The organism is Phyllobacterium sp. 01N428 (assembly GCF_056399405.1).
On sequence record NZ_JBFTRH010000003.1, the window covers coordinates 38,737 to 50,952 of the forward strand.

Annotated in this window: 9 protein-coding genes and 1 pseudogene; 2 read left to right on the top strand and 8 right to left on the bottom strand. The window is 60.0% G+C overall.

Annotated elements, in window-relative coordinates:
* Positions 1 to 145 precede the first annotated feature (145 nt).
* Positions 146 to 1,618: pseudogene (locus tag AC1DNI_RS10245) on the bottom strand (nucleobase:cation symporter-2 family protein); the annotation flags it as partial.
* Between the two features lie 208 nt (positions 1,619 to 1,826).
* The gene (locus AC1DNI_RS10250) at positions 1,827 to 3,227 is read right to left on the bottom strand and encodes an L-serine ammonia-lyase (RefSeq protein ID WP_477691978.1); all 1,401 of its coding nucleotides are present in this window, start codon (positions 3,225 to 3,227) and stop codon (positions 1,827 to 1,829) included.
* Between the two features lie 240 nt (positions 3,228 to 3,467).
* Between AC1DNI_RS10250 and AC1DNI_RS10255 the strand changes: the two genes are divergently transcribed.
* Entirely contained in the window at positions 3,468 to 4,184 is a 717-nt protein-coding gene (locus tag AC1DNI_RS10255; protein WP_477691818.1) for a DUF599 domain-containing protein, read from the top strand.
* On the opposite strand, the gene AC1DNI_RS10260 is transcribed toward AC1DNI_RS10255, so the two are convergent.
* On the bottom strand, positions 4,179 to 5,378 hold the full coding sequence (locus AC1DNI_RS10260; protein WP_477691819.1) for an MFS transporter: 1,200 nt from the start codon (positions 5,376 to 5,378) through the stop codon (positions 4,179 to 4,181). The genes AC1DNI_RS10255 and AC1DNI_RS10260 overlap by 6 nt on opposite strands.
* Positions 5,379 to 5,596: 218 nt before the next feature.
* On the opposite strand from AC1DNI_RS10260, the gene AC1DNI_RS10265 reads away from it, so the two are divergent.
* Positions 5,597 to 6,568: a heparan-alpha-glucosaminide N-acetyltransferase gene (locus tag AC1DNI_RS10265; RefSeq protein ID WP_477691820.1), complete on the top strand. Its 972-nt coding sequence runs from the start codon at positions 5,597 to 5,599 to the stop codon at positions 6,566 to 6,568.
* 5 nt (positions 6,569 to 6,573) lie between these two features.
* Here AC1DNI_RS10265 and AC1DNI_RS10270 read toward each other — a convergent pair whose 3' ends face one another.
* From AC1DNI_RS10270 to pabB, 5 genes are all read right to left on the bottom strand, one after another.
* Positions 6,574 to 6,960 carry a MerR family transcriptional regulator gene (locus AC1DNI_RS10270; protein WP_027232585.1) on the bottom strand — a complete coding sequence of 129 codons (387 nt, stop codon included), beginning with the start codon at positions 6,958 to 6,960 and terminating at the stop codon, positions 6,574 to 6,576.
* Between the two features lie 123 nt (positions 6,961 to 7,083).
* Positions 7,084 to 8,496 (bottom strand): magnesium transporter, encoded by a 1,413-nt coding sequence (gene mgtE / locus AC1DNI_RS10275; RefSeq protein ID WP_153667529.1) that lies wholly within the window; start codon positions 8,494 to 8,496, stop codon positions 7,084 to 7,086.
* Between the two features lie 115 nt (positions 8,497 to 8,611).
* Positions 8,612 to 10,060, bottom strand: a complete 1,449-nt coding sequence (locus AC1DNI_RS10280; protein ID WP_477691821.1) for an aldehyde dehydrogenase family protein — start codon at positions 10,058 to 10,060, stop codon at positions 8,612 to 8,614.
* A gap of 149 nt (positions 10,061 to 10,209) precedes the next feature.
* Positions 10,210 to 10,806: an anthranilate synthase component II gene (locus tag AC1DNI_RS10285; RefSeq protein ID WP_477691822.1), complete on the bottom strand. Its 597-nt coding sequence runs from the start codon at positions 10,804 to 10,806 to the stop codon at positions 10,210 to 10,212.
* Complete coding sequence (gene pabB, locus AC1DNI_RS10290) at positions 10,803 to 12,206, bottom strand: aminodeoxychorismate synthase component I (protein WP_477691823.1); 1,404 nt, start codon at positions 12,204 to 12,206, stop codon at positions 10,803 to 10,805. The genes AC1DNI_RS10285 and pabB overlap by 4 nt, the downstream gene beginning before the upstream one ends.
* Positions 12,207 to 12,216 lie beyond the last annotated feature (10 nt).

The following is a 12,216-nucleotide window of genomic DNA, read 5'->3' on the forward strand; positions in this document are numbered from 1 at the left end:
AAGGTCAACCATTGCCTCGGCTTCTCCACAGGGCCACGGTTCACAAGGCGGTGGCCGGGCATTGCGCCCGGCCCCTTTGAAATCAGTGACTACTTCCGGCTACGGCCGCAGGTGCCGGATCGAACTGCCGCTTCGACAGCGCCGAGTGATTATCCGGAGCCACGACCGGCACTTCCACGCCGTTGGCATCGTAAAGCTTGCCGTTGAGGAAGTAATCGCCGTCATGCAATTGCGCGATATCCTGGTAGCGCAATGTCCGCTCGGTTCCGGCGACGAATACGGACTGCTGGTCCGAATTACCCGCCGTGAGGTGATTGAAGACCAGGTTCAACACAATCGCCATCAGGGCGGCGGAACTGATCCCCGAGTGGAAGATTGTCGCGAACCAAGCCGGAAAGTGATCGTAGAAGTTCGGCGCTGCAATCGGAATCATGCCGAAGCCAATCGAGGTCGCTACGATGATGAGGTTCATATTGTTGGTGTAGTTGACCTTGGAAAGGGTACGGATGCCGCTTGCGGCAACAGTACCGAAGAGCACGATCCCCGCCCCGCCAAGAACCGCGCTCGGCACGGCGGCCACGACCCGGCCCATGATCGGCAGGAGACCGAGGGTTACGAGCACCAGACCGCCCGTCGCCACGACATAGCGGCTCTTGACGCCCGTAACTGCCACAAGCCCGACGTTCTGGGCAAAGGCACTCTGCGTGAACGAGCCAAAGATCGGCGCGATCAGGCTCGAGAGCATGTCCGCCCGCAGGCCATCACCGAGGCGCTTCGAGTCGACCTTGGTTTCGATGATCTCACCGACCGCCAGAATATCGGCCGAGGTTTCAACCAGCGTCACCATGATGACAATGAACATCGAGATAATCGCCGCCAGATGAAAGGTCGGAAAACCGAAATGGAAGGGGGTCGGTATCGCGACGATCGGGCCTTCAGCGACTTTGGAGAAATCGGTCATGCCCAGCGCGAGCGCTATGGCGGTGCCGATGATGATGGCAAGCAGGATCGAGAGGCGCGAGATCGTGGCGCTGCCGAGCTTGCTGAGCAGCAGAACCACGACGAGCGTTACCGCAGCAAGCTGAATATTGCCGACGCTGCCGAACTCGGGGGAATTGCTATTGCCGCCCATGGCCCAGCGCACGGCAACCGGCATCAGTGTGAGGCCGATCGTCGTGATGACGATACCCGTGACGAGCGGCGGAAAGAAGCGCGTGATGCGCGAGAATATGGGTGTGATCAGCAGGCCGACCAGCGATGCCGCCATGACGGCGCCGAGCACCGCGTCCATGCCGCCACCGCCGCTGACGATGGCGACCATGGTGGCAACGCCCGAAAACGAGACGCCCTGCACCAGCGGCAGCTGGCATCCGAAGAAGGGGATTCCCATCGTTTGCAGTATGGTTGCCAGGCCGCCGGCAAAGAGCGAGGCGGCAATCAGGAGACCGATCTGGTCAGGCGCAAGGCCTGCGGCCTGGCCGACGATCAGCGGCACGGCAATAATGCCGCCATACATCGTTAGAACATGTTGCAGGCCATAGGCGAGATTGGCGCCGAGTCCAAGGTTTCGATCCTCTGGCCGCTGATCCAGCGGCCGTCCGATTGTGTTTGCTTCCAAGGTAAAGTCCTCCCAATACCTTTGATGCCCGGCTTTTCCTCCTCGCCGGGCGGGACGAAGACTATGACAACCTTTTCAAGACCTGACTTTAGCCGATTTGATGAAACTGTTTTCAAGAAATCCGCACCTATTGCAGAGGGCGGACGATTTCAGCCGCGCTGCCAAGGCGCTGCGGACATAATATAGATATTCTGAAACTGGAGAGGCGTCAGCACTCGACGACGTTGACGGCAAGCCCGCCGAGGCTGGTTTCCTTGTAGCGCTCGTTCATGTCCATGCCCGTCTGGCGCATCGTCTCGATGCACGCGTCGAGCGGCACGAAATGCGTACCGTCGCCCTTGACGGCCAATGAAGCGGCGGTAACGGCCTTGACCGCGCCAAGCGCATTGCGCTCGATACAGGGCACCTGCACAAGCCCGGCCACGGGATCGCAGGTCATGCCAAGGTGATGCTCCAGCGCAATCTCCGCGGCGTTCTCGATCTGCTCCGGCGAGCCGCCGAGCACGGCGGCAAGGCCTGCGGCGGCCATGGCGGATGCCGAACCCACCTCGCCCTGGCAGCCGACTTCGGCGCCAGAGATCGAGGCGTTGTGCTTGATCACACCGCCAATGGCGGCAGAGGTCAGCAGGAAGTCGCGAATGCCATCGGCATCCGCATCCTCGTGGAAATGGAGATAATAGCGCAGTACGGCGGGCACCACCCCGGCGGCGCCGTTGGTCGGCGCGGTCACGACACGGCCGCCAGCCGCGTTTTCCTCATTTACCGCCATGGCGTAGACCGAGAGCCAGTCATTGGCGAGGAGCGGATTGATGCGGTTCTGCCGCCATTCCTCCTGCAACCGGTCGTGCAGATAGCGGGCCCGGCGCTTGACCTTCAGGCCGCCGGGCATGATGCCCTCCTGCGCGAGCCCGCGATCGATGCATGAGCGCATGGCCGACCAGACGCGGTCGAGACCTGCATCGAGTTCCTCGCGGCTCATGAAGGTTTCTTCGTTTTGCCGCTTCATTTCAGCGATCGAAAGTCCGCTCGCCTTGGCCATGCTCAGCATCTGCGCGGCATTGATAAACGGAAACGGGACGGCCGCTTCAGCCTTTGGCGCGGAGCGGGTCTTCGCGGCTTCCAGTTCTTCCTCGGTGACGACGAAACCGCCACCGATCGAATAAAAGATACGGCGCAGAAGCAGCCGCTCGTCGGCGTCATACGCCTCGAAGGCCATGCCGTTCGCGTGTCCGGGAAGCGGGGTGCGCCGGTCCATGATCAGGTCGGTCGCGGGGTCGAAGCGGTAGGAGGGATGCCCCTCGGGCGAGATGCGCTTTGTACGGCTCACCGTCTCAAGCACCGTATCCATTGCGTCCGGATCGACAGTGGCCGGAAGGTAGCCGCAGAGGCCGAGGATGACGGCGCGGTCGGTCGCGTGGCCGACGCCGGTAAACGCCAGCGAGCCATGCAGGTGAACGCGCAAATGATCGACCTTGACGCCGCTCGGCCGTGGCCACTGGCCGCTCTTGAGTTCTTCAAGAAACTGCCCGCCCGCGGTCATCGGACCCATCGTGTGGGAGCTCGAAGGACCAATGCCGATTTTATAAAGATCGAAAACCGACAGGAACATGCGGTTACTTACCCCGAGCTGGATCGCTTCCGTTGATAATGGCCGGTTGCCGGCAAACGTCAAAGCCAGCTTCCGACCTTGCGTTGTGTTTCTACGACATAGGCGCGCTGTTGCAAAAGTCAAAGAAAAACGCCGTATCGCCTGGTTTGCGACAGTTCCAAAAATACCGTCCGGCCGCTTTGCCAAGCGCTGGAATTTCCGTACATTCGCGATTGCCGCCGCGCGTCACAGAGGACCGAAATGGAACCTGCCCAAAACACATCCTATTGGCTCGACGCCGTGGCGCTCTTCTATTTCTTCGTTGTCTGGATGGTCTATTCCTATACGACCGCGAAGGGCTTTGGTGGCAGGAAATCCCTCACCTACGAAATGAACGAAGCGCGACGCCAGTGGATGGCGACAATGGCGACACGCGAGTTGCGCATGATCGACACCAGCATCATGATCGGCCTGCAGCAAGGCACGGGTTTTTTCGCCTCCACATCGATCCTTGCGATCGGCGGCTGCTTCGGGCTGCTAAATTCTTCAGGCCGCGTATTGACGCTGTTTCACGAGATTCCTTTTCTCAACGAGACGACCCAGCAATTGTTCGAGACCAAAATTCTCGGGCTTCTCGTCCTTTTCGCCTATGCGTTCTTCAAGTTCGCCTGGTCGTATCGCCTGTTCAACTACTGCTCGATACTCATCGGCGGCGTGCCCATGGCGCGTGACAAAGGCCCCGATGATCCGCTCGTCCTTGCCAGCATCAACCGCGCGGCGGGTATCAATATTCAGGCCGGCCAGCACTTCAACAGCGGCCTGCGCGGCATCTTCTTTTCGATCGGCTATCTCGGATGGTTCCTGCATCCGCTCTTGTTCATGGCGACCACGACATTCGTCGCCATCGTCCTGCTGCGGCGGCAATTCTTCTCGACGGCGCGCGACGTCTTGATGCGCAACAGCGTGAGCGAGCTATAGGCTTCGCGGCAGGTAGCGCCAAACGAAGAAGGATGTGAATACCATGAGCCCGGCGAGTGCGATGAAGATCGCGCCGAGGTGGAAGAACGTCAGGATGATCGAATAGGTGAAGGCCGGCAATATCTCGGAAAAATCGAGATAGGTCCGGTAGACCGCGGTCATCTGCGCGCGCTCATGCGGATGGACGGCGCGGATGAAGGTTGCTGAGCCGAGCGTATCGATGGCGACGCAGAAAAACGCGCCGACAAGCAGCATGATGGCGGCAATCATCGGGAATTTCTCACCGGCGAGGCCTGCCCCGATCAGGGAGACCGCGAGGAGCATGAAGACCGCGGAAATTGTCCGCATCAGGCCCTTGGACATGCCGACCTTGCCCCAGAGGATCGAGCCGAACAGGAAGAGGTTGCCGAGCGAGACGAGAAGACCGCCGGCCAGCGTTCCCTGCCCCGTCGCCACCATGAGGATCGGCCCGTAAACGAAGAACGTGCTCCAATAGCAGGAGCGGGAGAAGGCGATAAGCCACGCCAGACGCAGGCGCGGCTGCACGACGAAGCGGCGCACATTGGCAATGGGGTTTGCAGGACGGCTCGGCCCTCTTTGCAGCGCCGGGTTGTCGCTGAGCCGGAAGTACCAGAACAAGGCCAGCAGCACGAGTGAGAAGCCGATCGACAGCACGAACGGCGCAACCATGCCCACGTGGGTATAGAGGAACACACCGAGAAACGGTCCGCCAGTCCAGGCGATCGTCGCCGTCGCCATGCGCACCGACTCGGCGCGGACGAGTTCGCCCTTCTTGATATGGTCCATGATGTAGAGGCTGAGCGTGATCGACAGGGTTCCCGCGCCGAAGGTGCGCAGGAACAGGCCCGCCGCCTGCCCCGGCAAGGTGTCGAAGGCAAAGGCCATGCAACCGATGATCAGTGATGTCACTCCGGCCGTATAGACCCAGCGGCGCGGGATACGGACGATCAGCAATGGGATCGACAGTGTCGAGATCAATCCGAACAGCGACATGCAGGTGTAAAGAATACTGACGCCGCGCTCGCTCTGCATCAGGTCATAGGTCTGGATCGGCACGACGCTGGTGATGATGGCACGCGCCATCGACTCAACGCCGAACAGGATCGCAAAGACCCGCGCCGTCGGAGGCTTGGCCGTGGTAATCCAGATAGGGTAGCGGACTTGGCTGATCACCGGAGGGACTTCGGAGGGATTGATTCGATTGTTGCAGCGAGTTTCAATCGTTGCGCCGTCATTGGCCGTCGATGGAGCGACATATTATGTCCGTTTCATGGAAACCGTTGAAACAAGTAATAAAAACCCCTGATTGATCAATGTGAAATGCAATGGATTTTGCCCGCCATGTCGCATAGCGTGCGCGGGATAGCACACCACATACGAGCATTCTCCGCATGACCGACAACCTCAGTTCGATTTCGCCCGCAAAGCCGCGTCTTGGCAGGCTCGACGTGCTGCGCGGCATCGCGCTTATCGCCATGGCCACTTACCACACGGGCTGGGATTTCGAATTCTTCGGTTATCTCGAACCGGGCACGACCGGCCAGGGAGCCTGGAAGCTCTACGCGCGTATTATTGCCTCGACTTTCCTGATGCTCGTCGGCTTCAGCCTCGTTCTTGCCCATGGGCGCGGTATAAGATGGCGGTCGTTCCTCATGCGGTTAGCGCAGGTCGCCGTGGCGGCAGCGGCGATCACCCTCGTCACCTGGTACATGACGCCCGAAAGCTTCGTATTCTTCGGGATCCTGCATGAAATAGCTGCAGCGAGCCTACTTGGACTGCTTTTCCTGAGGCTTCCAGCGATCATCGTCGCGCTTGCGGCGGTGGCAGTCGTGGCATTGCCATTCTACTTCGTTTCGCCGGCGTTCGATCCGCCCGTGTTCTGGCCGCTTGGGCTTTCGGAAGTATTGATCCGTTCCAATGACTATGTGCCGATTTTTCCGTGGTTCGGCGCGGTGCTCTTCGGGATGGCGCTTGCCAAGGTAATGCAGCAGACGGGCGCTATGAAACTGCTTGCCGGTGATATCGCGCCGGCCTGGCTGAACCGGGCGCTGCAATTTATTGGCCGTCATAGCCTTGCATTCTATCTGATCCATCAACCGGTTCTGATCAGCTGCGTGTTCCTGATCTCGCATGTGTTCCCGCCGGCGGTGGCAACGCCCGAGGAAATCTTCGGCAATGCCTGCGTGCAGAGTTGCTCGATCGACAACGACGCGGCGTTTTGCGAAAAGTTCTGCTCCTGCGTCATCAACGAAAGCAAGGCGCGCAATATTTTCGACGACGCGTTCGCCGGAAGGCGGGATCAGAACGATCCGGAGATGCAGGATATTGCCGGGCTGTGCACCCAGCTCAACATGCCGCAATGAGGTGGTTAAGTGTTGACACCGAGTTCAGCGAGACGCTCGATGCAGGCCTCCTCGACCTGGTCGAGCTCGGTTAGCGTCTCCTCGATATCGCGGCGCTTCTGGCGCAGATCCCCGCGCTTTTCCTCGACCCGCTTCATCAGCAGATGCAATTGCCCCATCTCTCCGGGGGGTTCGCGGTACATCTGGACGATTTCATGAATTTCCGCGATCGAGAAGCCGAGCCTTTTGCCGCGCAGGATCTGCTTAAGGAGATGCCGGTCCGACGGTCGAAAAAGCCGCGTGCGCCCGCGCCTGATCGGATGAATCAGTCCCTCGTCCTCGTAGAAGCGCAGCGTCCGTGTCGATACGCCGAACTCGCGTGTCAATTCGGTGATGGAGTAATATTCGCGCATACCCGACACTATTGCTAGTTCCCCACTATATCGATTGAATGTTTTGCCCACGCAATTACGTAAAAGTCAATTGGACGATTGTATAGGGTTGTGAACTTAAGTGCAAAAGCAGGTAAGTTGCTGTTACTTAAAGCCAAACCACCAGGTGGCGAGGCCAAGGAATGACGAAAATCCGACAACGTCGGTCACGGTCGTAACAAACACGGCAGAGGCAATGGCGGGGTCCGCGCCGAAACGGTGCAGGAGCAGCGGAATCAGTATTCCGCCAAGTGCCGCGGCGAGCATATTGATGATCATGGCAGCCGCAATAATGCCGCCGAGATTGGCGTGGCCGAACCAGAACCCCGCGACAAGTCCGATCAAAATGGCGAAGACCACGCCGTTGATGAGCCCGACCGACGCCTCGCGTCGGATGATACGCCCGGCATTATAGATATCCATATCGCGCGTCGCGAGAGCGCGCACGGTCACGGTCATCGTCTGCGTGCCGGCATTGCCGCCCATCGACGCGACGATCGGCATGAGCACGGCGAGCGCGACCATCTGCTGGATCGTGGCATCGAAGAGCCCGATGACGGAAGCCGACAGGATTGCTGTAAAAAGATTGACGACAAGCCAGGGCACGCGCGAACGCGATGTCGATACGACGGAATCCGAAAGCTCTTCATCGCCGACGCCGCCGAGGCGCAGGATATCCTCCTCCGCTTCCTCCTGGATAACGTCGACAATGTTCTCGATGGTGAGAACACCGACAAGGCGCTCATTCTCATCCACGACGGCCGCAGAAAGCAGGTCATATTGTTCGAAGATCTGCGCAGCCTCTTCCTGGTCCATCGTGGCCGGAATGGCATGGCGCGTCTCGTGCATGATCTCTTCGACCTTGACGTCGCGCCTTGTGCGCAGGATGCGGTCAAGATCGATGGCGCCGAGCAGCCGGAACATCGGATCTATGACGAAGACCTGCGAAAAGGATTCCGGCAAATCGTCATTGTCGCGCATGTAGTCGATCGTCTGCCCAACGGTCCAGAACGGCGGAACGGCGACGAACTCGGTCTGCATGCGGCGACCGGCCGTTTCCTCGGGATAGCCGAGCGAACGGCGCAGCCTGACGCGTTCCGTGAATGGAAGCTGCGCCAGAATCTCGTCGCGATCTTCCTGGTCGAGATCTTCGAGAATGTAGACGGCATCGTCGGAGTCGAGTTCCTGGACGGCCTCGGCGATCTGCTCGTTGGGCAGGGCATCGACGATCTCCATGCGGACCGCTTCGTCGACCTCGGTCAGCGAGGCGAAGTCGAATTCGTCACCGAGTAGTTCGACGAGTGCGGCGCGCTGCTCCGAATGCAGCGCTTCGAGAACGTGGCCGAGTTCGGATTGATGTAGCTTGCCGACATGCGAGCGCAGGAATAGGACGTCGCGATCGGCGATCGCAGCGCCGACACGGGCGAGATAGGATGTCTTTACCGCACCGTCATCGCCGTAGATGTCGGATTCATCATTGTCGGACGCGGCCTCCGGTAGGGTCTCTAGATCATCCATTCTGTCCGCACCCGTTTTCTGACAAGTCAAACGCGACGGGCGACCAACGCCGTCTATTGTCAGTTAGAGCAAAGCATGCCCAAAGGAAACTAGCGGGCATGCTTTGCGCTTATTTTCAGGCCGCGGTGTCTTCCCAGCCACTAATGGCCTTTACTTCGAGGAAGTCTTCAAGACCCCAATGGCCGCCCTCGCGCCCAATTCCCGACTGCTTGTAGCCGCCGAACGGTGCATCGGCCGCATGGGAAGCGCCGTTGATGCGGACCATGCCTGCCCGCAGCCGCTTCGACACGCGTTTGATTCGTTCCGGATCACCCGACTGGATATAAGCAGCGAGGCCATACGGCGTATCGTTGGCGATCTCGACGGCCTCCTCTTCCGTGTCGAACGGAATCATCGCGAGTACAGGTCCGAAAATCTCCTCACGCGCGATCGTCATGTCATTGTTGACGTCGGCAAAGACGGTCGGGCGCACGTAGTAGCCACGGTTGAAGCCCTCGGGACGCCCCGTACCGCCTGCAATCAGTCGCGCGCCTTCCTTGATGCCCTGTTCGATCAGGCCCTGCACCTTGTTGAACTGCATTTCGGAAACGAGCGGCCCCATGTGGTCGCCATTCTCTGACGGATCGCCAACCTTGGTGGCCTTGGCTGTCTCGGCGGCAACCTGTGTGGCCGTGTCGTAGACCGAACGCTCGACGAGCATGCGCGTCGGCGCATTGCAGGACTGCCCGGTATTGTTGAACACGTGCGCCACGCCACGCTTCACGGCGGCCTCGACGTCCGAATCGGCAAAGACGATGTTCGGAGATTTGCCGCCAAGTTCGAGCGAAACGCGCTTGACCGTATCAGCGGCCGCCTTGGTGACGGCGACACCAGCGCGCGTCGATCCGGTGAACGACATCATGTCGATGCCGGGATGGCGCGACATGGCCTCGCCGACGGTCGGGCCGTCGCCGTTGACGAGGTTGAATACACCGGCCGGAAGACCCGAAGCATCGATGATTTCCGCGAAGATGACCGAGGAAATCGGCGCGAGTTCGGACGGCTTGAGAATGACCGTGCAACCGGCAGCAAGCGCTGGAACAACCTTGAGCACAACCTGGTTCATCGGCCAGTTCCACGGCGTGATGAGGCCGCACACGCCGATCGGCTCGTAAACGATGCGCGACGACGGGTTGTGGGCGTCGAGCGGACGCTCGAATTCGAAGTTCTTCAAGGCACGGATGAAGGCCTTGATGTGCGCAGTGCCGGAAGCCGCCTGCTCGTCAAGCGCCATCTTGATCGGCGCGCCCATTTCGGCGGAAATGGCCTTGGCCATGTCGTCGATGCGTTCCTGATAGGCGCCAAGAAGACGCTGGAGCCATTCAAGGCGCTCTTCGCGGCTAGTCACGCTCCACTTGGCGAATGCCTTGCGCGCAGCGGTGACGGCCTTGTCGACATCGGCGGCCGAGCCGAGCGAAATCACGGCGAAAGCCTGTTCATCGGCCGGGTTGATAACCTCCAGCTCTTTGGCGACCGTCGGAGCTATCCATTTGCCATCTATATAGAAATCGGTCTTGCGCAGCATGGTCTGTCTCCTGCCTGTAAATGCGGATTGTCCGTTGAATGCGGTCGGCGATCGCCAACGCTTAATGATTGCAGTTGTAAAGGACGATTGCCGGTACGGCCAACAGGAATATCGAACAAAGAGGCGAAAATAGCGTCGCCCTCCGTGGCCTATGTCGTCCTGTCGTCTCTATTGAATGCGCGCACCAGCCGCAGGAAGTTTCCGAGCATGGCATGGCCATATTCCGTGAGTACCGACTCCGGATGAAATTGAACGCCGTATGTCGGGTGAGTGGCATGGGCAAGGCCCATGATTTCACCCGCCTCGGAGCGCGCCGTAATGCGAAGGTCGCCATTCGCCGGAAGGTCCTGAACGATCAGCGAATGATAACGCCCGGCGCGGAAGGGGCTTGGTAGCCCCTTGAACACGCCACGACCGTCATGGTTTATTGCCGAGGCGCGGCCGTGCATGGGCTCGCGCGCCCGCACCACATGGCCACCGAAGACCTCGCCCATGCATTGGTGGCCAAGGCAGATGCCGAGCATCGGCGTGGTACCGCTCAACGCCTCGATGATCGCCATGGATTGCCCCGCCTCCCGTGGGCCGCACGGGCCGGGCGACAGGACGATTGCCTCCGGGTCCATGCGCTTGACGTCGGCAACCGAAATCGCATCGTTGCGCACCACCTGCGTTTCGACGCCAAGCTCGGTGAAGTAGCGCGCGACGGTAAAGACGAAGGAGTCGTAATTGTCGATAATGAGGATCATTCCGGCCCGCCCTCATCGAACACGGTGAAGATGCGCGCTGCCTTGTCCAGCGTCTCCTGGTACTCGGATGCGGGGTCCGACAGGGCGGTGATCCCGCCACCCGCCTGAAATACCGCCATGCCGTTTTGGAACAAGACGGTACGGATGCCGATATTGGTGTCGAAATTGCCGTTGAAGCCAATGAAACCGATCGAGCCGCAATAGACACCGCGCGCTTCACCTTCGATCTCGGTGATAATCTCCATCGCCCTCAGCTTGGGAGCGCCGGTGATCGACCCGCCGGGAAAGGCGGCGCGAACAAGGTCTATAAGGCCCTTGTCCTCCTGCAACCGGCCGGTCACGACCGAGACGAGATGATGCACGCTGGCATAGGTTTCGAGGCCGCATAACACAGGCGTCAGCACCGAATGGGGCCGGCAAACGCGGGAAAGGTCGTTGCGCATCAAGTCGACAATCATCAAATTCTCGGCCCGGTCCTTCTCCGACTTCAGAAGAGTCTCCGCCAGTGCCTTGTCTTCATTCGGATCAGCCGAACGTGGCATTGTCCCTTTGATCGGCCTCGTCTCGACCTGGTCGCCACGCGCGACGAGGAAGCGCTCCGGCGAACTCGAGGCAATGACAATCTCGCCATGGTCGAGATAGGCGGCGAAGGTCGCGGCATTGCGCTTGCGCAGCGCCTTGTAAAAACGCCAACGATCGAAACCCTGCGGCAGCTCGGCGGTGAAGCGCTGGGCGATGTTGGCCTGGAAAATATCCCCGTCGAGTATGTACTCAACGACCCGGGCGACTGCCTGCATATAGGCGGCCCGTTCGAAATTGGACCGCCATGAGGTTCTTGCGATGCGCTGCGCCGTCATCTCGACGGAGGGCTGCGCAGCGGAACGACTGATCGCCTCGATAAAATGGTCCGAGCGCTCCTGGCTTCGCCGCTCCTGCGTCGGCCTGTCCATTTCGGGAAAACCCGAGGAAACAAGCCAGACCCGCTGTTGCGCATGATCGAAGGCAAGTACGGCATCGTAAAAGAGCCAGGCGGCGTCCGGCATCGCGCCTTGTGGTGGTGTTCCGGGCTGAGGCAAGCGTTCGAGCAGCCGGCCGAACTCGTAGGAGAAATAGCCGATCGCACCGCCTTGAAACGGCGGCAGCCCAGCCTGGTCCTCCATCCGGTATCGCCCGATGTAGTCTGCAATCGCCATGAGCGGCTCGCCCTCGACCGTTTCGCCGTTCCAGCTGACCTCGCCACCGGCAACGATCAATCTCGCGAACGGATCGGCAGCCACGTAGGAATAGCGGCCCAACTGGTCATGGCGCATGGCACTGTCGAGAAAGCTCAAGCCCCCCAACGGCCGCAGCCGTTCAGCGGCTTCGACAGGTTCGAGCCATGGAATCTCACGAACGTGCAAGCGCCGATCT